At 70.0% G+C, this 20,569-nt stretch carries 25 protein-coding genes; 14 read left to right on the top strand and 11 right to left on the bottom strand.

Going from position 1 to position 20,569, the window contains the following annotated elements; all coding sequences use genetic code 11:
* Positions 1 to 81 precede the first annotated feature (81 nt).
* Entirely contained in the window at positions 82 to 279 is a 198-nt protein-coding gene (locus tag WD271_06935; GenBank protein ID MEX1007565.1) for a hypothetical protein, read from the top strand.
* Between the two features lie 11 nt (positions 280 to 290).
* Here the strand turns inward: WD271_06935 and WD271_06930 are convergent, their stop codons facing one another.
* From WD271_06930 to WD271_06920, 3 genes are read right to left on the bottom strand one after another with little or no spacing between them, the layout of a single operon-like run.
* Positions 291 to 935 (bottom strand): sulfotransferase family protein, encoded by a 645-nt coding sequence (locus WD271_06930; protein ID MEX1007564.1) that lies wholly within the window; start codon positions 933 to 935, stop codon positions 291 to 293.
* 31 nt (positions 936 to 966) lie between these two features.
* Complete coding sequence (locus WD271_06925; protein ID MEX1007563.1) at positions 967 to 3,345, bottom strand: CoA transferase; 2,379 nt, start codon at positions 3,343 to 3,345, stop codon at positions 967 to 969.
* The gene (locus tag WD271_06920; GenBank protein MEX1007562.1) at positions 3,342 to 4,262 is read right to left on the bottom strand and encodes an SDR family NAD(P)-dependent oxidoreductase; all 921 of its coding nucleotides are present in this window, start codon (positions 4,260 to 4,262) and stop codon (positions 3,342 to 3,344) included. Before WD271_06920 ends, WD271_06925 begins: the two co-directional genes overlap by 4 nt.
* A gap of 19 nt (positions 4,263 to 4,281) precedes the next feature.
* Here WD271_06920 and WD271_06915 point away from each other — a divergent pair, with 19 nt between their 5' ends.
* From WD271_06915 to WD271_06895, 5 genes are all read left to right on the top strand, one after another.
* Positions 4,282 to 5,319, top strand: coding sequence for an LLM class flavin-dependent oxidoreductase (locus WD271_06915; GenBank protein MEX1007561.1), 1,038 nt, complete (start codon positions 4,282 to 4,284; stop codon positions 5,317 to 5,319).
* A 2-nt stretch (positions 5,320 to 5,321) separates the two neighbouring features.
* A complete protein-coding gene (locus WD271_06910; protein ID MEX1007560.1) occupies positions 5,322 to 5,825 on the top strand; it encodes an enoyl-CoA hydratase-related protein in 504 nt (167 codons plus the stop codon).
* A complete protein-coding gene (locus WD271_06905; protein ID MEX1007559.1) occupies positions 5,710 to 6,150 on the top strand; it encodes an enoyl-CoA hydratase-related protein in 441 nt (146 codons plus the stop codon). The genes WD271_06910 and WD271_06905 overlap by 116 nt, the downstream gene beginning before the upstream one ends.
* 118 nt (positions 6,151 to 6,268) lie before the next feature.
* Complete coding sequence (locus tag WD271_06900; GenBank protein MEX1007558.1) at positions 6,269 to 7,423, top strand: DNA recombination protein RmuC; 1,155 nt, start codon at positions 6,269 to 6,271, stop codon at positions 7,421 to 7,423.
* Between the two features lie 31 nt (positions 7,424 to 7,454).
* Positions 7,455 to 7,910 carry an FxsA family protein gene (locus WD271_06895; protein MEX1007557.1) on the top strand — a complete coding sequence of 152 codons (456 nt, stop codon included), beginning with the start codon at positions 7,455 to 7,457 and terminating at the stop codon, positions 7,908 to 7,910.
* Positions 7,911 to 7,914: 4 nt separating this feature from the next.
* On the opposite strand, the gene WD271_06890 is transcribed toward WD271_06895, so the two are convergent.
* Positions 7,915 to 8,061: a hypothetical protein gene (locus WD271_06890; GenBank protein ID MEX1007556.1), complete on the bottom strand. Its 147-nt coding sequence runs from the start codon at positions 8,059 to 8,061 to the stop codon at positions 7,915 to 7,917.
* A gap of 106 nt (positions 8,062 to 8,167) precedes the next feature.
* Here WD271_06890 and WD271_06885 point away from each other — a divergent pair, with 106 nt between their 5' ends.
* Positions 8,168 to 8,581, top strand: a complete 414-nt coding sequence (locus WD271_06885) for a hypothetical protein (GenBank protein MEX1007555.1) — start codon at positions 8,168 to 8,170, stop codon at positions 8,579 to 8,581.
* 13 nt (positions 8,582 to 8,594) lie between these two features.
* Here WD271_06885 and WD271_06880 read toward each other — a convergent pair whose 3' ends face one another.
* From WD271_06880 to WD271_06870, 3 genes are all read right to left on the bottom strand, one after another.
* On the bottom strand, positions 8,595 to 9,350 hold the full coding sequence (locus WD271_06880) for a hypothetical protein (GenBank protein ID MEX1007554.1): 756 nt from the start codon (positions 9,348 to 9,350) through the stop codon (positions 8,595 to 8,597).
* 227 nt (positions 9,351 to 9,577) lie between these two features.
* A complete protein-coding gene (locus WD271_06875; GenBank protein ID MEX1007553.1) occupies positions 9,578 to 10,354 on the bottom strand; it encodes an enoyl-CoA hydratase/isomerase family protein in 777 nt (258 codons plus the stop codon).
* A gap of 17 nt (positions 10,355 to 10,371) precedes the next feature.
* A complete protein-coding gene (locus WD271_06870; GenBank protein ID MEX1007552.1) occupies positions 10,372 to 11,157 on the bottom strand; it encodes a hypothetical protein in 786 nt (261 codons plus the stop codon).
* A gap of 64 nt (positions 11,158 to 11,221) precedes the next feature.
* Between WD271_06870 and WD271_06865 the strand changes: the two genes are divergently transcribed.
* From WD271_06865 to WD271_06855, 3 genes are read left to right on the top strand one after another with little or no spacing between them, the layout of a single operon-like run.
* A complete protein-coding gene (locus tag WD271_06865; protein MEX1007551.1) occupies positions 11,222 to 12,283 on the top strand; it encodes a polyprenyl synthetase family protein in 1,062 nt (353 codons plus the stop codon).
* A gap of 2 nt (positions 12,284 to 12,285) precedes the next feature.
* Positions 12,286 to 13,212 carry an ABC transporter ATP-binding protein gene (locus WD271_06860; GenBank protein MEX1007550.1) on the top strand — a complete coding sequence of 309 codons (927 nt, stop codon included), beginning with the start codon at positions 12,286 to 12,288 and terminating at the stop codon, positions 13,210 to 13,212.
* Positions 13,209 to 13,940: an ABC transporter permease gene (locus WD271_06855; protein ID MEX1007549.1), complete on the top strand. Its 732-nt coding sequence runs from the start codon at positions 13,209 to 13,211 to the stop codon at positions 13,938 to 13,940. The genes WD271_06860 and WD271_06855 overlap by 4 nt, the downstream gene beginning before the upstream one ends.
* A gap of 7 nt (positions 13,941 to 13,947) precedes the next feature.
* Here the strand turns inward: WD271_06855 and WD271_06850 are convergent, their stop codons facing one another.
* The 3 genes from WD271_06850 to WD271_06840 are packed head-to-tail and all read right to left on the bottom strand — an operon-like array spanning position 13,948 to position 15,926.
* Positions 13,948 to 14,403, bottom strand: coding sequence for a hypothetical protein (locus WD271_06850; protein ID MEX1007548.1), 456 nt, complete (start codon positions 14,401 to 14,403; stop codon positions 13,948 to 13,950).
* Positions 14,404 to 14,413: 10 nt separating this feature from the next.
* Positions 14,414 to 15,022, bottom strand: coding sequence for a TlpA disulfide reductase family protein (locus WD271_06845; GenBank protein ID MEX1007547.1), 609 nt, complete (start codon positions 15,020 to 15,022; stop codon positions 14,414 to 14,416).
* Positions 14,991 to 15,926, bottom strand: coding sequence for a heme o synthase (locus tag WD271_06840; GenBank protein MEX1007546.1), 936 nt, complete (start codon positions 15,924 to 15,926; stop codon positions 14,991 to 14,993). Before WD271_06840 ends, WD271_06845 begins: the two co-directional genes overlap by 32 nt.
* Positions 15,927 to 16,053: 127 nt before the next feature.
* Here WD271_06840 and WD271_06835 point away from each other — a divergent pair, with 127 nt between their 5' ends.
* Entirely contained in the window at positions 16,054 to 16,383 is a 330-nt protein-coding gene (locus tag WD271_06835; protein ID MEX1007545.1) for a co-chaperone GroES, read from the top strand.
* A 4-nt stretch (positions 16,384 to 16,387) separates the two neighbouring features.
* Here WD271_06835 and WD271_06830 read toward each other — a convergent pair whose 3' ends face one another.
* Positions 16,388 to 17,164 (bottom strand): hypothetical protein, encoded by a 777-nt coding sequence (locus tag WD271_06830; protein MEX1007544.1) that lies wholly within the window; start codon positions 17,162 to 17,164, stop codon positions 16,388 to 16,390.
* A gap of 123 nt (positions 17,165 to 17,287) precedes the next feature.
* On the opposite strand from WD271_06830, the gene WD271_06825 reads away from it, so the two are divergent.
* From WD271_06825 to WD271_06815, 3 genes are all read left to right on the top strand, one after another.
* Positions 17,288 to 18,697 carry an FAD-linked oxidase C-terminal domain-containing protein gene (locus WD271_06825; protein ID MEX1007543.1) on the top strand — a complete coding sequence of 470 codons (1,410 nt, stop codon included), beginning with the start codon at positions 17,288 to 17,290 and terminating at the stop codon, positions 18,695 to 18,697.
* On the top strand, positions 18,688 to 19,752 hold the full coding sequence (locus WD271_06820) for an FAD-binding protein (GenBank protein MEX1007542.1): 1,065 nt from the start codon (positions 18,688 to 18,690) through the stop codon (positions 19,750 to 19,752). The genes WD271_06825 and WD271_06820 overlap by 10 nt, the downstream gene beginning before the upstream one ends.
* Positions 19,745 to 20,569 (top strand): (Fe-S)-binding protein (locus WD271_06815; protein ID MEX1007541.1); only part of this gene is annotated, 825 nt, incomplete at its 3' end. The genes WD271_06820 and WD271_06815, both read left to right, overlap by 8 nt.

The following is a 20,569-nucleotide window of genomic DNA, read 5'->3' as shown; positions in this document are numbered from 1 at the left end:
ATCGGGTAGCTCACTGCGAGCCGGGATACCCGGCTCGCAGCCGTTCGCTCCCCCAACACCCTCGTCGACAGGAGGTTCCCCATGTCAGGTCGCGGACGTCAACGCACCTCATTCGGAAAGCTCCAGCGTGAGCGCGCGCGCCAGGAAAAGCAGGCCGCCAAGCGCGCGAAGCGGCACGGCATACAAGAGGGCGGGATCCCCGAGGGCCCCCGGGAAGCGAGCGCGGTCTGGCCGTCGTCCGACCCCACCGCTACTCCCCAGGACGCCGACCGCACCTGATCATTCGTCGCTCACTCCGAGCGGGACGGCGAACCGAATCCCTCGCGTATGCGGGCTTGGAACATCTCTGTCGTGTTGACGTGCGGGAACGGCTCGTCGGGCTCTGCGATATCGAGCGCGGCGCAGATCGGGCCCCAGCCGTCACCGGGGCGCCACTCGAGGAGCCGGTCGGGAGGGACCGTGTCGCGTACCCGCTGGTTGTGAGCCTCGTAGGCGGCCATCGCCTTCACCTCGTCCCCGAGATCGGCGGTGAAGCGCTTCGCCATCATCGCGAAGAATGCCGCGCCAAAGGCGTTGTCGCCCGGCATCTTGTCGGGTGGGATCGAGAAGATGGTCTGGCTGGCGCTGCGGTACCACTCCTCGGCGCTGTTCCGGACAGAGAGCAGCACGAGCGCATCGGGGTAGGCGGCGCTGATCTCGGGCCAGAACGCGGCAGCCGGCCAGTCGACGGCCGCAACGTATCCGTCGAACACCTTGTCCCAGTCGGGCATGTCGTCTTGGGCTGCGCGTACCCAGTGGCGAAAGCCGTCGGGGTTCGCGATGAGCTCGAGCATGTGGTAGCAGCGACCGCCGAGCAACTGTTCCAGGCCAAGTTTCAACGACTCCGTACCCGTGCGGCCCACACCGGCGCCGACGACTCGTAGCTCCACGCTCATCGCATCCCTTCCTCCGTCACGAGCCAGGAACCTACAGGCCTTTCGGGCGGTTCCCGATCACCTCTGCTTCTTCGAGCGCGGCGACGTCGTCGTCGGACAGACCGAGGATGCGCGTAAGCACGTCGTGGTTGTGCTCGCCGAGCAGCGGCGCCGCCGTGTGGAGCCAGTGGTCGACGCTCGCGAACCGGAATGGGAAGCCCGGCGACGGGTACCGCCCGAGTGACCGGTGGTCCATCTCTTCGTAGAAGCCGCGCGCGACGAACTGCGGATGCCGGCTCAGCACGCGCGGATCGCGTCCCTTCGCCGCGGGCACGCGGTGCGCGACGAGGAGCTCCACCGCGTCGTCGAGCTCGTGGGCGGCCGCCCACTCGGCGAGCTGATTGTCGAGGAGGTCGTGCTGCGCAGACCGGCCCTCGTGCGTGCCGAGCGCGGGATCGGTGGCCCACTGCGGGTCGCCGAGGGCGCGGCGTAGGCCGCGCCACTGGTCGTCGGTCGCGACGCTGATCGCGAGCCACTGCTCGCTGCCCGGGCACGCGTAGAGGCCCTGGGGCGCGGCATGGGGCGAGCGGTTCCCCATGCGCATCATCTTGTGGCCGCTCGCGGCGAACTCGAGCACCGGTTCCGCGGTGACGTTGATCACGGCCTCGATCATCGGTGCCTCGATGCACACGCCCTTGCCGGTGCGGTCGCGCTGCGTGAGCGCGGTGAGGATGGCGAACGCGCCGTGCAGACCGGCGGTGGGATCTGCGGGGCCGCGGGGGATGAGCGGAATGTCGTCGGGGAAGCCGGTGATCCACGCCTGGCCGCTCATCTGCTCCATCGTCTGCGCGAACGCGACGCGGTCGCGCCACGGACCCGCGAGGCCCATGCCCGGCATCCGCAGGTAGACGATCTTCGGGTTGATCGCGAGCACCTCGGCGGCGTCGAGGTTCCAGTTCTCCATGACGCGCGGCGCGAAGTTCTCGGCAACCACGTCGGCCCACTCGAGGAGGCGCACCATCAGGTCGCGGCCCTCGGGTGCGCTCACGTCGATGGTGATGTCGAGCTTGTCGGTGTTCGCCGCCGCGAACATGTGGCCCCACTCCCACCAGTCGGGCCGTCCGAACGCGGCGCCGGTGAGGCGCATGCCGTCGGGATGCGTGATCGACTCCACGTGGATCACCTCCGCGCCCATCAACGCGAGGAAGTGCGTGGCTGCCGCGCCGACCCACCACGACGTGACGTCGAGCACCTTGAGCCCCGCGAGCGGCAACGCGGTCGGGTCGGCGCCCGGATCGGTGGGGAGCGGGCGGTTTCGGGGCTCGATGGTGCCGTCGTACTCGCCGAGGCGCGCTGAGGATTGCGGCTCGGGGAGCGGATCGTGGTCGAAGCGGTAGGGGCGGCGGGGGCGCGGCAGGCCGTCGGGACCGTCGAGGTACACGCCGCGCGCGACCACGTGCTCGTTCGTGCGGATCGTCTCGCCGTCGTACACGGGTGACACCGGGATGCGCAGCGCGGCCGCGGTCTCGACGATCTCTTCGACGGGGTGATACGGCATGAACCCGTCGACGATCTCCTGCCACTCGACCATGTTCATGTACCTGCCGCCGAGTCCGGCGAACTTCGGATCGTCGAGCAGGTCGGTGCGTTCGATGAGCACGAGGAAGTTCTGGAACTGCGTGGCGGTGTTGGTGTTGAAGCCGACGAAGCCGTCGGCGGCGCGTTCGATCGACGGCGTCTCGACGCTGCGCGACGGGCCAGTGGGCTCGGGCCGCCCCATGCAGTGGTGCGCGAGGTCGCCGAACACCGACCCCGCGATCGCCATGGCTTCGGCGAGCGAGAGGTCGATGTGCTCGCCCACGCCGGTGCGCCGCGCCCGTGCGGTCGCGACGACCACGGCGGGTGCGCCGTAGAGCCCGCCCACGTACTCGGCGAGCCGGCCCCCGGCCTGCACCGGCTCGCGCGACGTCTTGCCGCGGAAGAGCACCGTGCCCGATTCCGCCTGCACGATGAAGTCGGTGGCGGGGCGGTCGGAGAGGGGACCGCCCGCACCGAAGGGCGAGATGGAGAGCACGACGAGGTGGGGGTGGCGCGCGCGCACGCCGTCGACGTCGAAGCGGTCGGGGCCGAAGCTCTCGACGACGATGTCGGCGCCGGCCAGCAGTGCTTCGACGTGCGCGTCGCCCGGCTCGCCGACCACCGAGCGCTTGCCCGCGTTCAGGTACCGGAAGAGCGGCCCGCCTACTTCGAGGGTGGTAGCGGCGCCCGATGCTTGGTAGGTGCGCAGCGGGTCACCACCCGGCGGTTCGACCTTGATCACGTCGACGCCCGCGTCGGTGAGCAGCTTCGTGCAGTACGCGCCCGGGATCCCCGTGCTGAAGTCGATGGCGCGCAGGTGCGAGAGAGGTCCGCCCGTGATCTGATCGGTCAAGCGAACGGTCCCGGGTCGGGGAGCAGCGTGGCGTAACGCGCGAACTCGGCGAAGCCGCTGGTGTCGCGCGGGTCGTCGTCGGCCATCACCTCTTCGAAGTGATCGCGGTACGACTCGGGGCTCGCGTCCAGGTCGAAATAGCCGTTCGTGTGCGCGAACACGACGTGCGCGGCGCGCCCGCCTCCCACCGTGAACGTCTCGCCGGTGCACGGCACGCTCTCGTGACAGAGGTACGCGACGAACGGCGAGACCTTCTCGGGCGCGAACCACTTCTCCAACCATTCGACCGTCGGCGGATGGGGAATGGCGGCGGTCATGCGCGTGAACGCCATCGGCATGATCGCGTTCACCTTGATGTTGGTGCCCTCGTGGTCCTGCGCGAGGTTGCGGCTGAGGGCGAAGACCCCACCCTTGGCCGCGGCGTAGTCGCCGCTTCCCGCCGCGCCGAACACCGATCCCGAGGTGGTGTTCACCACGCGCCCGTAGTCGCGCTCCACGAAGTGGGGCCATGCCGCGCGCAGCACGTTGACGGTTCCGATGAGATGCGTCGCGTACACGCGCTGGTACGACTCCGGCTCGGCGAAGTTTCCCTGGCCCGTGATGCCCGCGTTGTTCACCACGATGTCGACGCGCCCCCAGGTGTCCAGCGCCTGCGCGACGAGCGCGTCGCCGCCTTCGCGAGTGGCGACGCTGTCGGCGTTGGCGATCGCTGTGCCATCGGCTTCGGTGATCTCGGCGACAACCGCGTCGGCCATCGTGCTGCTTCCGTCGCCCAGGCCGTCACGCGATCCGCCGAGGTCGTTGACCACGACGCGTGCGCCGCGGGCCGCGAGCAGTATGGCGTGCGCGCGCCCGAGGCCGCCGCCCGCTCCGGTGACGATCGCGACCCGGTCGTCGAAACGAAGTTCGTCGCTCATGGTGGGGACGATACGAGATGTGAGACAGTCTCCGCCCGAGACAGGGAGGACGATTGTGATCGCGTTGTCGTGTGGGTTCCCGCCGAGCCGAGACCTTCCGACCTACGCGCGGCTGGCGGAGTCGCTCGGATACACGCGCGTGTGGGCGTACGACTCACCCGCGCTCTATGGCGACGTGTGGGTGGCGCTGGCGCGGGTTGCCGAGGCCACGGAGCGCATCGGGGTGGGCACCGCGGTCGCGGTGCCGAGCCTCCGGCACCCGGTGGTCACGGCGTCGGCGATCGCGACGATCGAGGAGCTCGCGCCCGGTCGGCTGGCGGTGGCGTTCGGCACCGGGTTCACCGCGCGACTGGCGATGGGCAAGCGCGCGATGCGCTGGGCCGACCTCTCGTCGTACGTGAGGAAGGTGCGGGCCTTGCTCCAGGGTGACGTGGTGGAAGTCGACGGCGCCGAATGCCAGTTGATCTATTCGCCCGGCTTCGGACCGACACCACCGATCGAGGTGCCGTTGCTCGTCGCGCCCGCCGGCCCGAAGGGGTTTGCGGTCGCGCACGAGATTGCCGACGGCGTGGTGCTCTTGGGCATGCCGCCCGACGGAGAGGGGGATCCCCGCTGGGCCACGTGCGCGGTGCTCGTGAACGGGACGGTGCTCGATCCCGGCGAGGACGAGACGAGCGAGCGCGTACGCGCCGCCGCGGGCCCGTGGTTCGTTACGAGCTACCACGCGATGTACGAGTGGGCGCCGGATGCGCTCGCGGGGATGCCCGGCGGTCCGGAGTGGCGCGCCGGCATCGAGGCGGAACGGCCGGATGATCAGCGGCATCTCGTGGTGCACGAAGGTCATGTGGTCACGCTGACGGAGCGCGACCGCGCGCTGCTCGACGCCGCCGGTGCCGCGGTGCTCGGCACCGGGTGGACGGGCGATCGGGCGAGCGTGCGGTCGCGGCTCGAGCACGCCGAGGCCCGCGGCGCGACCGAGGTGATCTACACACCCGCCGGTCCCGACGTGCCGCGCGAACTCGCCGCGTTCGCGTCCGCCGCCGCGGACGAAGGCTGAACGTGGCCGAGGTACTGCTGCGCGGAACGGTCGACAGTGGTGTTGCCACCGTCACGATCGACCATCCACCCACGAACCTCGTCGACGGCGCGTTCATCGGCGCGCTCGTCGGTTTGCTCGACGAGTGCGATCGGGACGACAACGTGCGTGTGGTCGTGTTCACCAGCGCGGACCCCGACTTCTTCCTCATGCACGGCGACGTCGGGGCGATCCTCGCCGCGCCACCGCCCGGGCCGCGCGCGCGGGTCGGCGAACCGAATGTCGCGGCGGCGACGTTCGACCGGCTGCAGAAGGCGAGGTACGTCACGATCGCTGCGATCGACGGCGCGGCGCGCGGGGGGCGCGGAGTTCTGCTCCGCGGTCGACCTTCGCTTCGGCACGCCGCTCACGGTGCTCGGCCAGCCCGAAGTGCCCATGGGCATCCTGCCGGGCGCAGGAGGCACGGCACGGCTGCCGCGCCTCCTCGGCCGGAGCCGCGCGCTCGATCTGATCCTCACCGCGCGTGACGTGGGCCCCGACGAGGCGCTCTCCATCGGATGGCTCGACGCGGTCGTGCCGTCGCAGTCGCTGCTCGACCGCGTCGACGGGGTCGCGCGGCGGATCGCCGCCATGCCACCGGAGTCGGTGGCAGCGGCGAAGGAGATCGTCGACACGTCGCTCGGCGGGACCCTCGACGAGGCGCTCGTCGCCGAGAGCGCGGCGCTGGCCCGGCTCATGGCGGCCGGCGCCCACCGGGAGCCGATGACCCGGTTCCTCGCCGCCGGCGGCCAGACCCGCGACGGCGAGACGAGGCGGTGGCCCGCCATCGTGGAGCGCCTGCTCGACGAGTAGCGCCTGCCGGACGAGGACCCCGCTCGCGCGTTTGCGCAGGTCAGAGCCTATGCACGTTACTGTCACACCCCAGGTTTACGGTCGACCTGTCCTTGTTTCTCGTGAGAGGAAGGCCGCGATGGAAGCCCTGGTGGTGGTGCTCGGTCTGATCGTCGTGCCCGCGTTGATCGCGGCACTCGTGGTTGCCCTGGTCGTCTCGCGGCGCCGGCCGTCCGAGGCCGACGCCACGTCGGAGCGCGAGGAGCGCGACGAGGCGGTCAAGGCCGCGATCGACCATCTCGTCCGCATGAACGAGCAGATGCTCACCGCCGAGCGGCGGCTCGGCACGCAAGACCTCGAGGGCAAGAAGTCGCTGATCGACCACGAGCTCGTGGGCATGCGTGGCGACCTCCAGAAGCTCACGTCACTCGTGCACGACATCGAGAGCGAGCGCCGCGAGCACGTCGGCCAGCTCAGCAGCCAGCTCGCGGAAGCGGGCCGCAACACCCAGGTGCTCGCCGAGACCACGCAATCGCTGCGCGAGGCGCTGTCGAGCACCACCGCGCGCGGTCAGTGGGGCGAGCGGATGGCCGACGACGTCCTGCGCCTCGCCGGGCTCGTCGACGGCGTCAACTACCGCCGCCACCAGATGATCGCCGGCTCGGGCGGCATCCCCGACTACACGTTCATGCTCCCGCAGGGCCTGTCCCTGCACATGGACGTGAAGTTCCCGCTCAACAACTATCTGAAGTTCCTCGACGCCGGGTCCGACGTCGAGCGCGAGCGGTGGCGGAAGGAGTTCCTCAAGGACGTCCGCCTGCGCCTGAAGGAGGTCACCGGACGCGACTACGTCGATGTGGCGTCGAACACCATCGATTGCGTCCTGCTGTTCATCCCGAACGAAGCGGTCTACGCGTTCATCCAGGAGCAGGACCGCACGATCCTCGACGACGCGCTGCGCAACAAGGTGGTGTTCTGCTCGCCGCTCACCCTGTTCGCAGTGCTGGCGGTCATCCGCCAGGCGGTCGACAACTTCCGGCTCTCGCAGACCACCCACGAGATCCTCGGGCTCCTCCAGGGCTTCGAGAAGCAGTGGTCCAAGTTCGTCGAGCAGATGGACAAGGTGGGCCGGAGCCTCAAGACCGCCGGGACCGCCTTCGACGACCTCGAGTCCACGCGCAAGCGGATGCTCGAGCGCGAGCTCGACAAGATCGAAGCGGTGCGCCGCCAGCAGCAGCTCGACGCGCCCGCCGACGACGACGGCACCGTCACGAGGCTGGCGCTCGAAGCCTGACCCGCCGGAGGCGGGGGTACAATTCGGCACGATGTTCATCCTGCTCGCGGCCGTCGTGGTCATCCCGATCGCCGAGATCGCGGTGATGGTGAAGGTCGCCGAGTGGATCGGCACGGGCCAGATGATCGCGCTGCTCCTGTCGGTCTCGATCGTGGGCCTGTGGATCGTGAAGCGTCAGGGCACCGGTACGCTGCGCCGGATCCGGGCCGAGCTCGATGCCGGGCGTGTCCCGGGATCGCACCTCGTCGACGGCGGGCTGCTCCTCGCCGCCGGGTTCATGCTCCTCGTCCCCGGCTTCATCACCGACATGTTCGGCATCCTGTTGCTGGTCCCGCCGGTCCGTGCAATCGTGCGCGGCCGTCTGGGCCGCCGGTTCCGGACCCGCGTGGTGCCCTACCAGATCGATGGCAGGTACCGCGCCCCGAGTCATCCGTCGGACCAGTCGTCGGGCAGCGACCTCGAGCTGGAACCGCCGAGCCCCAACTGATTCGTCAATACGGCCCGTCGCAGCAGGAGTCGCGCCAGCCGCACGCAGGGCAGCGGTAGTGCGCATGCTCCTCACGCATCGGCGACGCGCACGCGAGGCAGGTGGTCGACAGGTCGACCTGGGACTGCGTCGTGGTCTCGTTCGATTCCACCGGACGGGCACGGTAGCCGTGCCGCACGCCGAAACCGCGGAATGCGCGTGACGGGTGGACGTGGGATCATGGTGTCTTCGTCGGCGGCGAGTGCTGGAGGTAGGCGATGGCAGACGCGGAACACGGCGCGCGAGTAGAAGCCGGCCCGATCACGTTCATGATCGAGCATCGAACGCTGGTCCAGAACGGAACCGACGTGTCGGGTCCGACGATCCGAGTCCTGGGCACCGACGACGAGCATGAATATCTCCGATTCGACATGTTCAACACGAACGCGCACTATCACTACGAACCGCCCACCGTCACCGGAGACGAGAAGGAGCGGATCCTCCCGCTGGACACCGTCGCGGAGGGCGAGCCGGTTGCGTGGGCGATCGACCGGCTGCGCAATCGACTCGCGCCGATGTTGACAGCAGCAGGGGGAAAGCCCCTCGCCGATGCACTCGACGGCGCGGCGCTCGCGCGGGCGGTCGACGAGGTCGAGGGCCTCGTGCGCGAGGCCCAAGCCGCGCACGCCTGACGACGCGGAGCTCTTACCCGGCGATTCGGTCGGAGACCATGTCTTCACCGAGCCGCCGCGGTGTCTCAGCGGGCTCGGGAACCTCGAAATGGGCTGCATCGCGAAGTCGCTCGGCCGCGGGCGAAGCCGATGGCGAAAGCTCATCCAGGTAGCGATCGGCGGTTGCCTCGTCAATGATCTCGGAGACCTTCCATCCGTCGTTCTCGCGCACCAACGTCATGATCCGCGCGCGGCCATTGGGTTGGTGTTCGCCGACACGACTTCCGTCCTTGAGCCGGTACAGACAGGGAAGCTGCTCGTTGCAGTCGCGCACGAGGGCGATGGAGCTCCCCACCGAGATGACGTGAGGTGGGACGTCGGTCGTTCCCCGTACCACGAAGCCCGCGGCACTGTTGGCCGCGAAGCGCGTCAACAGCTGCTGGAGTATCTCGCCGGTCGCCTGCTGCGAGAGCTCGGCGCGTGTTGCCGTGAGATCGAATGGCCCAGGACGCGCACCAACCTCGAGATAGAGATCCCAGAATGCTCGCACCGCGTCGCTGACCGCGCGCTCGGCGGGGTCCGCCGCCGAGCCATTGCCGGCGACCAAGCCGACAACAGTGTCAAACGGTGTGCCGACGACGTCAGCGCGCGTCTCCAAGAGCGCCGGGGCGTCGGACGACGTGACCTGCCCGTTGGGCTCTGCCGCGCCGGCACGAAGCGCGTCACGGATTTCCTGCGCGAGTGTGCCGAATTGGTTCTCGATCTCCGCGCGAAGGCGATTCGCGCTCACTACCGCGTCTCGAAGCAGCCGTACCGCGTCTTCGACTGCCTGCATCAGAGCGCGGATGGACTCTGCGTCCTGCTTCGCGCTCCGGTTCTCCTCCTTTCGCCGATTTGACTTCCCCACGCTCGCTCCGTCCATCGCGACCGGTCACGGGATGAGCATCCCGTTCAACCATCAAACATCGGGCGATTCTGCCCCTCACGTGACCCTCCTTTGCCATGCCTCCACATGGCTCAGCGGCCTCGCCACTCCGGCGGACGGCCCGCCCGCGCCGCGCGCATGCCCTCCGCCGCGTCGTCGGTGGTGGCGGCGACCTTGCGCATGGTCTCGCCGAACCGGATCGCTTCGACCGACGACATGTGCTGCGTGCGCACCGCGACTTCCTTCGTCGCGCGCGCCGCAAGCGGCGCGGCCTGCACCAGCCGGTCCGCGAGGTTGCGCGCCTCTGGCATCAGGTCGTCGTGGGGGACGACCCAGCCGGCGAGGCCGATCTCCTTCGCGCGCGTCGCATCGATCCGGTCGCCGGTAAGGAGCAACTCCATCGCGTACTGCCAGTTGAGGCGTTGTGGTAAGCGGATCGCGCCGACGATCGTGGGTGTGCCGAGGCGCACCTCGGGGAAGCCGAACTCCGCGTGCTCGCTCGCGATCACGAAGTCGCACCATGACACGAGCGTGAGGCCGTAGCCGAGGCAGTACCCGTTCACCGCCGCGATCACCGGCTTGAAGATCTCCCACCCGCTCTCGAACGAGTTGATGGTGGGCTTCTCCCAGAACGTCCCCGCGAACTCGCCGGTGGACCCGGCACCGTCCTTGATGTCACCGCCCGCGCAGAACGCCTTCCCCGCGCCGGTCACGATGCCCACCCACGCGTCCTCCTCGTCGCGGAAGCGCGTGAACGCGGCGTTGAGGCCGCGCCGCATCTCACCGTTGACCGCGTTGAGTGCTTCCGGACGGTTGTACGTGATGGTCGCGACGTGATCGTCCAGTTCGTAGAGAACGGCGTCACCCACCACGAGCTCCGTCCGCCTCAGTCGAACCGGAGCAACTCGGGCGCGACGGGGGCGTCGACGCGCCGGCTCAGGTGCTCGGGGCGCTCGAGGCCGGTGGGCCCCGCGATGCGGTCGGCGATCTGCACGTCGACCATCTCGAGACCGTGGTCGTCGGGTGGTTCGAGACGCGCGCTCATGACGTCGAAGAGGCGGGCGGGCAGCACCCGCCCGACACCCGCGACCAGCCACACCAGCGTGGTCGGCCTAGTGAGCTGATCGAGCAACGCGGTCGTGCCGTCGAGCAGCAACGCACGGGTCGGGCTGGCGGCCTCGATCTCGACGAGCACGTGCGACGGCTCGAGCACCGATCCCTCGATCGCGTCAACGGGCCGCGCCGACGCGTCGCTCCGCGCGAGCCGCCGATGCCAGTTGTCGTCCCCGTGTGGACGCCGCACCGCGAGCACCTCGAGGTCGGGTCGTGACGCCAGCGCCTCGCCCGCGAGCTCGGGCCATCCGAGCACCGCGATCGGGCGGTCGTGCGGAAAGGGGAGCAGCGCGGCGAGGCGACCCGGAGTGCGGTCGTCGCGGACGAGCCGCTCGGCCTCCCCGGCCGCGTCCGACGGGTCGGGCGCCGCGAGCACCCGGGCGCAGAGCCACCACAGCGGCGCGCAGTCGGGATGGTGTTGGAGGAGCCGGCGGCACGTGACCACGAGGCCGGCCGGATCGGCGTCGAAGTCGGCGAGACAGTCGGCCGATTCGGCCACCAACGTGCGGTCGTCGCCTGCGTGCCGGGCGATGCGGCGCAGGCGCTCGAAGGGCTGCACAGCCTCACGCTACCCGGTTGTTCGCTACCGCCTCCCCGAGCGCGGACCTCTAGCATCGGCACGGATGGCGCGAGCCGTGTCCCAACCTTTCGGACTCTCCGACGCGGGTGTTCGCGCCGAAGCGCGCATGCTCACGCTGCTCGACGCGGAGATCGAGCGGTGGCGCGCGGTCGACGCCGACCTCGAATCGCCGCTCGTCGCGCTGCGAGACCTCGTCCGCGCCGGGGGAAAGCGGTTCCGGCCGGCATTCTGCTTCTGGTCGTATGTGGGCGCGGGCGGCGATCCCGACAACACCGTCGTCATCGACGTGTGCGCGGCGATCGAGATGGTGCATGCGTGCGCCCTCGTGCACGACGACGTGATGGACGGGGCGTCGACGCGCCGCGGACGGCCGTCGGTGCACCAACGATTCGTCGACGAGCACACGGCAACGTCTGCTCACGGCGAAGCGCGCCGCTTCGGTGAAGGCGCCGCGATCCTCATCGGCGACTTCGCGTTCGTCTATGCCGACATGCTGTTCGCGTCGGCGCCCCCTGCGGCAAGGCCGGTCTACGACGACCTCCGCATCGAACTGTGCGTCGGCCAGTTCCTCGATCTCGCCGGCGCGACCAGCACCCGGCGCGATCGTGCGCGGGCCGAGCGCATCGAGATGTACAAGTCGGGGAAGTACACGGTCGAACGGCCGCTCCACCTCGGCGCCGCGCTCGCGGGGCGCCTCGACGAGCTCGCGGCTCCGCTCACCCGGTTCGGCATCCCGCTCGGGAGCGCGTTCCAGATGCGCGACGACCTTCTCGGTGTGTTCGGTGACCCGTCCGTCACCGGGAAGCCAGTGGGCGACGACCTGCGCGAGGGCAAACTCACGCCACTGCTCGCGGCAGCCGCGGCCGCGGCGAGCGGACCCGAGGCCGAGCTGCTCGCGCGCGCGGGTTCACCCGATCTCGATACCGACGAGATTCGTGCGCTGCAGGACCTCCTGGTGGAGCTGGGAGCCGTCGACGAGGTCGAGCACGCCATCACACGACTTGTCGACGAGGCTGTCGTCGCGCTCAGGGAAGCGCCGATCACCGTCGACGCGCAGCGCGCGCTCGAAGAGCTCGCCGCCTTCGTCGCGTGGCGCGACTCATGAGCGTGAGCAGTCCCGCGCACGCGGTCGATGTCGTCGCGCTCGAGAAGCGCTACGGCACCGTGCAGGCGGTCGACGGCATCTCGTTCTTCATCGACACCGGCGAGGTGTTCGGACTGCTCGGGCCCAACGGAGCGGGGAAGACCACGACCGTCGAGATCCTCGAGGGCTACCGCCGAGCGGACGCGGGCGAGGTGCGCGTGCTCGGCGTCGACCCGTGGCGCGACGGCGCGCTGCTCCGTTCGCAGATCGGTGTGATGCTCCAGGAGGGTGGGCTCTACCCGGGCATCCGCCCGCTCGAGGCGCTGCAGCTCTTCGCCTCGTACTACGACCACTCCGACGACCCCGACCGGCTGCTCGACCTCGTGGGCTTGCGGGAGGCGGAGCACACGCTGGTGCGCCGCATGTCGGGCGGTCAGCAGCAGCGCCTGTCGCTCGCGCTGGCGCTGATCGGTCGACCGTCGCTCGTGTTCCTCGACGAGCCGACTGCCGGTCTGGACCCTCACGCGCGCGCCACCACCTGGGCACTGATCCGCGAGCTCCGCGATCGCGGCGCGACCGTCGTGCTCACCACGCACGCGATGCAGGAGGCAGAACAGCTCTGCGATCGCGTCGGCATCGTCCATCACGGCCGTCTCGTCGCGTACGGAACACCGTCCGAGCTCACGACCAACGCGGCCGCCGACATGCGCTTCTCGGCCGCGAGCGGGCTCGACCTCGAGAAACTCGCGCACGCGCTGGTGCTGCCCGCGGCACGCGCGCACGAGGTACGCCCCGGCGACTATGTGGTCGACGCGCCGGCGACGCCTGCGTTGGTCGCAGCACTTGCCGCGTGGCTCGACGACCAGGACGTGCTGCTGAGCGAGCTCCGCGCCGGGCAGGGCTCCCTCGAGGACGTGTTTCTGCGCCTCACCGGGGAGGAGAGCGAGTGAAGGCGCGCGCGGTGACTGCGCAGACACGCGTCGAGATGCTGCTCACCGTCCGGCGCGGCGAGAGCCTGCTCGTGACACTCGCGATCCCGCTCGGCATCCTCGTGTTCTTCACCAAGGTCGACGCGGTGAACACCACGCTCCCGCACCCGGTCGACTTCCTCGTTCCGGGCGTGCTCGCGCTGGCGGTGATGTCGAGCGCGATGGTGAGCCTCGGCATCGCCACCGGATACGAGCGGCGCTACGGCGTGCTCAAGCGGCTCGGGTCGACTCCGCTCACGCGCGCGGGGCTCCTCGGGGCGAAAACGCTGAACGTGCTCGCGTTCGAGGTTTTCCAGACGATCGCGATCGTCGGCACCGGCATCGCGCTGGGTTGGGACCCGTCGGGCGGCCTGGTCGCGGCGGTCAGTCTCCTGTTGCTCGGCACGATCGCGTTCGCGGGGATCGGCATGCTGCTCGCCGGCACGCTCCGCGCCGAGGCAAACCTCGCCATCGCGAACGGGCTCTTCCTCGTGCTGCTCTTCCTCGGCGGGATGGCCTACCCGCTGTACAAGCTGCCCGACGTGCTCGAGACGTTCGCCAAGGCACTGCCCGCCGCCGCGCTCTCCGAGACGCTGCGCGGTGTCCTCGAAGCCGGCCGATCGTTCCCGACCGGCGAACTCGCGGTGCTCGTGATCTGGGCGATCGCCGCGCCACTGGCGGCCGCGCGCTGGTTCCGCTGGGAGGAGTAGCGCGGCGTCAAGTGCCGGGTTGGGGCGAGTCCGTCACAGACGTGACGACCCACATCGTGCCGCGCCGCTCGAGGGTCAGGACCTTGGCGAACTCTGACGCTACCGGCCCGATGCCGTAGGTCCTTCGGTCGGTGCCGTCTTCGCGCAGCGCCGAGCACCACTTGCCGACATCCGTGGACACGTCGGTGCCCACGCAGTCACCCGCGTCCTCGAGCCCCTGACTGCGGACGTACGCCCCCACCGCTGCTTCGGGAGTCGTGCCCGATCCGAGAGTGGGCGCGAGGGTCGTGGTCGGCGCGAGGGTCGTGGTCGGCGCGAGGGTCGTGGTCGGCGCGAGGGTCGTCGTCGGCGTCAACTTCCGACGGCTCCTCTTCTCGCCCGATGATCCGCTGGCACAGCCTCCTGCGGCGACCACGATCACAAACACGCCGGCCGCGACGGTTCCGATCCGAGGGCGTCGCACGCACGTGACGCTACTTCACGCCGATCTTCGCGAGCTCGCGATCCAGTTCTGCCTTGTTCAGCCCGCGAATCACGTGCGACGCGATCGTGCCGTCGGGCCGGATGAAGAAGGTCTGGGGCAGCGGGTCCACGCCGTAGCCACGCGCGACCAAGTTGTCGGCGTCGAACCCGATCGGCCAGCCTGCGTGCTGCTGCTCCGCGAACCGCTGCCCGTCGCCGCGCAGGTCACCGGTGTCGACGCCGACCATCTCGTACGCGCCGCCGTTCGACGCGAGCGTCGAGCGGAACAACGGGAACTCCTTACGGCACGGATTGCACCAGGAGGCCCAGAAGTTGAGCACCACCGGCTTGCCGCGGAAGTCGGAGAGGCGAACGGTGCCACCGTCGAGCCCCTGGATCGCGAAGTCGGGTGCGAGCTCGCCCACTTTCGCCGAGTTCGCCTCCGGCACCTCGCCGGGACCCGAGCCGGACGACTGGTCGTCGCTCCCCGTGACGACGACAACGGTCACGACCGCGACAACCACCACCACGACGAGCGCGACCAGCGCGACGACCAGGCGCGCGCGTCGCGACGGCGGCGCGTCGGCGTCAGATGGACTGGACGAGGGTGTCGACGGCAATGGCGGCGAACAGCGTCGCGAGGTAGAGGTTCGAGAGCGTGAAGAACTCGATCGCGCGCTCCGGCGTGCTGTGGCGTGCGAGCTGGAACGAGCGCCAGACGAACACGAGGCCGAGGAGGACGGCGGCGATGACGTAGATCACTCCGGTGTCGGCGACGAGCGGGAGCGTGAGCGTCGTCGCGAACACCACCACGCTGTAGACGACGATCTCACGGAGTGCGACGTCGACGCCCTTCGCGACCGGAAGCATCGGGATGCCCGCGGCCTTGTAGTCGTCGAAGTACCGCAACGACAAGGCCCAGAAGTGCGGGGGAGTCCAGAAGAACACGATGGCGAAGAGCACCCACGCCGGCGCCGCGAGCTCGCCCGTGACCGCCGCCCAGCCGACAAGCACCGGGACCGCCCCGGCGGCGCCGCCGATCACGATGTTCTGCGGGCTCCGCGGCTTGAGCCAGATCGTGTAGACGAACACGTAGAAGAGCGTCGCGGTGACCGCCAGCACCGCCGACAGCAGGTTGACCGTGCCCCAGAGGAGCGCGAACGCCGCGACTTCGAGCAGGAGCCCGAACACGAGCGCCCGCTCCGGCGCGATCTGACCGCTCGGAAGCGGGCGGCGCGCGGTGCGGCGCATCAAGTGGTCGCGGTCGCGTTCGATCCAGCAGTTGATGGTGTTCGCACCCCCCGCCGCGAGAGCGCCGCCAACGAGCACTTCGGCGATCAGCGCGATCGGGGGTAGCTCGCCCGCGGCGAGGATCATCGCGGGCAGCGTGGTGACCAGCAACAACTCGATCACGCGCGGCTTCGTGAGCTGGAGGTAGACGAGCGCGCTCTTGCCCATACGGAGGTGCCAGGGCGTCACCGCGATCGGCACACGGTGTCCGGCAACCTGGGGGGAGTCGGCCACCGGCCGAATCTAGTGCTCGCCGGTCGCGGTATTCGAAGCATGTGGCAGTAGCCACGCGCGGAAAGCCGACAAACACGCCGCGTGAACCCGCGCCTTGTTCGTCGGCAGGCCCTAGCCTCTGAGGTTCATGGCAGATCGCGACGACGTCAAGCAGTCGATCCGCATGACGGCCGATCGGCTGCTCCTCATGCCCAACGAGGACACCGGCGACCGCAAGAGCCGCGGCGGGATCCTCATCCCGGCAACCGCGAACCTCAACCGGCGGCTGGCGTGGGCAGAGGTGGTCGCCGTCGGGCCCACCGTGCGCAACGTCGCCGAAGGTGATCGCGTCCTGTTCGCACCCGATGTGGGCTTCGAGGTGGAGATCCGCGGCGAGGAGTACCTCATCCTGCGCGAACGCGACATCCACGCCGTCGCGTCCGCACGCGAAGACGGGCAGACCGGCCTGTACCTCTGAGCGCCTACTTCTTTGCGCGCTGCTTCTTGGTGATCGTCACCGGGACCGCCGCTGGATGCGCGACCGGCGCGAAGCCTGGCGCCGCGAGCCGCTCGTCGAGATACTCCACCACCGACCGGTAGATCTTCTTCCCCAACATCTTCCGCAGCTCCACGTCGAGAGTGCGGTACACGGGATCGGCCGCGGTGAACGCCTCGGGCGCCTCGGTGCACCACCACGCGAAGTCCTCGCCGCCCTCGCCCCAGCCGTCACGCCCGAACTCGGTGAGCGTGGAGGTCACCGAGCCGTCCTCCTGCTCTTCGTCGATCCGCCGGAGCGGGAGCTGCCAGCAGATCTCGGGCTTCCAGTCGCTGTGGTGCTCGCCGGCTCGCATCGCGTGCGTGTGCAGCGCGCAACCGGGGCCCGCGGGAAAGCCCGGGCGGTTGAGAAAGATGCACGCGTCCTTCACCAGCCGGGTACGCCAGTCGGGTGAGCCATCGTCGTCTTTTCCGACCTTCGCGTAGATGCCCTTCTTGCGGCCGATCTTGGCGAACTGCCATTCGTCGTCGGTGAGCTTCCGCGCCATCTTCACGACGGCATCGCGGTCCTTGCGATCGCTGAAATGGGCGCCGTAGGAGCAGCAGCCCTGGTGCAACTCGGGCGCCTTCTTGTCGAGCACCCCCTGACAGCCGTTCCCGAAGATGCACTGCCACCGCGACAACAGGAACGTGACGTCGATCTGCCACCGGCGTTCTTCGTCGGGGTCGTCGAAGCTGACCCATTCCCTCGCCGCGCGCACCATCCGGCCTCCTCGATGCTTGGTGGCGTCGCCGTCTGTGTCCTTCTTATCGTGTCGCAGCTGCGAAGACGTGTCATCCGCGAGATTCCACGTCGTAATGTCGGAGGTATCGACCGTACCGATCAGATGCTCGCCGATCTCCGCGCCACCCTCGGCACCGACCGAGCACGCGCGGAACCACTCGAGCTCGCGCTCTACGCCCGCGATGCGGGTGTGGCCTCGGGGCACGCAGCAGCGGTGTGCTTCCCCCACGACGCACGGGAACTGGCTGCCGCGGTGCGCATCGCGGCACGTCACGACCGTCCGTTCGTCGCGCGGGGGAGTGGTACCGGTCTTGCCGGCGGTGCCACACCTGTCGGCGACCCACTCGTGATCGTCACCACGCAGCTCAACCAGATCCTCGAGATCGACGAGGAGCAGCGCGTGGCCTGGGTCGAGCCCGGAGTCCTGAATCTCGACCTCACCCGCGCCGTTACGCACCTCGGTCTCCACTACGCACCGGATCCGTCATCGCAGCAGGCGTGCACGATCGGTGGCAACGTCGCCACCAACGCGGGCGGACCGCACTGCCTCGCGTCCGGCGTCACCGCCACCCACGTGCTCGCGATCGAGGTGGTGCTCGCCGACGGCTCCACCACGATGCTCGGCGGCCTCGAGCCCGACCACCCGGGCTACGACCTGCGCGGCTGCTTCGTGGGAAGCGAGGGCACGATGGGCATCGCGACCCGCATCGCGGTGCGGCTCACGCCGAACCCGCCCGCGGTACGCACGCTGCTGCTCGACTTCACCACGATCGAGGACGCGGGCGCCACCGTGAGCGGGATCATCGCGGCGGGGATCGTGCCCGCGGCACTCGAGATGATGGACGCCGAGATCACACGCGCAGTCGAGGACTACGTGGGCGCGGGGTATCCGCGCGACGCGGCCGCGGTGCTGCTCGTCGAGCTCGACGGCCTGCCCGACGGCGTCGAGGAACAAGTGGCCGCCGTCGAGCGGGTCGGGCGTGAGAACCGCGCGCGTACGGTGCGCGTGGCCGCCGACGAGGCCGAGCGGGCACTGCTGTGGAAGGGGCGCAAGTCGGCGTTCGGCGCGATCGCCCGTATCGCGCCCGACTACTACCTGCACGACGCGGTCGTGCCGCGCACGCGTCTCGTCGACGTGCTGCGCCAGGTGTACGCGATCGCGGCCGAGCAGCAGCTCACGATGATGAACGTCTTCCACGCGGGCGACGGCAACCTGCACCCGCTGATCGTGTTCGACTCGCGCGAGCCCGGCGTGTGGGAGCGCGTCCACCGAGCCGGCGACGAGATTCTCGCCGCGTGCGTCGCCGCGGGTGGTGTGCTGTCGGGCGAGCACGGGATCGGGCTCGAGAAGCGTGAGGCGATGCCGCTCGTCTTCTCACCCGACGACCTCGACGCGCAGGCACGGCTGCGCGACGCGTTCGACCCATCAGGGCGCGCGAACCCCGCGAAGATCCTCCCGAAGGGGAGCCGGTGCGGTGAGCTCCAGCGCGTACCGGAGGGCGCGTGGATCTGACCTCCCTCACCACCGCCGTGCGCGACGCCGACGACGTCGTCGCGGTCGGCGGTCGTACGCATTGGGAAGTGGGTGGAACTCCTTCCGCCCACGCGGTCGAGGTGCGTGCTCCGAGCGGCGTGATCGTCTACGAGCCCGCCGACCTCACCGTCACCGTCGCGGCAGGAACCCCGGTGCACGAGCTCTCCGCGGTGCTCGGCGAGGCCTCGCAGGAGTGCGCGCTCGATCCTCGTTCCAGTGATGCCACGGTCGGTGGCGTGCTCGCGGTCGGGCTCTCCGGCCACCGGCGGCTTCGCTACGGACCGCTGCGCGACCGGGTACTCGAAGTGCGCTTCGTCACCCCCGACGGGCGGCTCGTGAAGGGCGGCGGCCCCACGGTCAAGAACGTGAGCGGCTTCGACATCCCGCGGCTGCTCGTCGGCTCGTTCGGCACGATCGGCGTGCTCGTGCAGGTGATCCTGCGGTGCCAGCCGCAGCCCGAGGTCGCCGAGTGGAGCACGACCCACGACGACCCGTTCGAGGTGCGCCGGCGCACCTACCGGCCGTCGTGCATCGCGTGGGACGGCGAGCGCACCCATCTCCTCGCTGAGGGCGTGGCCGCCGACGTCGAGCGGGAACGATCCGCGGCCGGCACGGAGCCGGTTTCCCGTTCAGGCACGGAGCCGGTTTCGGGCGCGCCACCGTGGCCCGAGGGCCCGCATCGCGGCCGGGTCTCGATCGCGCCTGCGTCGCTCCGTGAGCTCGCGCCCGCGCTCCGTGACACGGGCGTGCGTTGGCTCGCCGAAATCGGGGTCGGCACCATCCATATCGCCACCGACGCCGAAGAAGGGCTTGCCGCCGCGCGCGCCGCGGCCGAGGAACACGGTGGCTGGCTGCTGCGCGAAGCCGGCGCGCCCGATCTCGACGGCTTCGGGCGCGCGCTCCCGAACCTGGCGTTGATGCGGCGAATTCGCGCGGCGTTCGACCCTACCGGGAAGCTCGGTCGTGGCCGCCTGCAGCTCGAGCCTGAACCTCATCCTCCGGTTGACGTCGAAGGTGAGACTTCGCATGTATGAGGCTCCGCTCGACCTCCAGCGTCGCCGGGAACGCAAGCACGTGCTCCCGGTCGACGAGGACGAGCTGGTCGCGTGCGTGGCGTGCGGACTGTGCCTGCCGCACTGCCCGACCTACCGGGTCACGGGGCTCGAGGCCGCATCACCGCGCGGGCGGATCACCGCCATGCGGGCGGTCGAGCTCGACGGCGCCCCGCTCGACGGCGCCTTCCGCCACACGATGGAGACCTGCGTGCAGTGCCGCGGGTGCGAGGCCGCGTGCCCGTCGGGCGTGCCCTTCGGTCACCTGATGGAAGGCGCGCGCGAGGCATTGGCGCACACGCGGACCGCGCCCCGGAGCCCGCTGCGCCGTGTCGCCGAGTGGTTGGGCTATGTCGTCGTGTTGCCGCGCCACTGGCTGCTGCTCGCGCTCACGTGGCCGGGGTGGCTCGCGCAGCGGCTCCACCTCGTGCCGCAGCGGTTCGGCCTGCCGAAGCTCACACTCCAGTCGGTGCGCACGCGCCTCACCGGCGACCCGCAACCCAGCGCCTACCTGTTCACCGGGTGCGTCATGGACGCGTGGCAGCGCGACGTCCACCGTGCGGCGCTCACGGTCATGCGGGCGGCGGGCGCGCGCCCGGGTCTCGCGGGACACGGCGGCGATTGCTGCGGTGCGCTGCACGTGCACGCCGGCCGCGTGCAGTTGGCGCGCCGTCTGGCACGCCGAGTGATTGCGTCGATGCCCGGTGATGCACCCGTCGTCGTCGACAGCGCGGGCTGCGGCGCGGCGATGAAGGACTACGGGCGCCTGCTCGGCACCCCGGAGGGGGGGGGGGGGGGG

It is taken from the genome of Acidimicrobiia bacterium, assembly GCA_040880805.1.
In the GTDB taxonomy this organism is placed as follows: domain Bacteria; phylum Actinomycetota; class Acidimicrobiia; order IMCC26256; family DASPTH01; genus DASPTH01.
The sequence above is the reverse complement of the archived record's forward strand: the minus strand, read 5'-3'. Positions and strand labels throughout refer to the sequence as shown.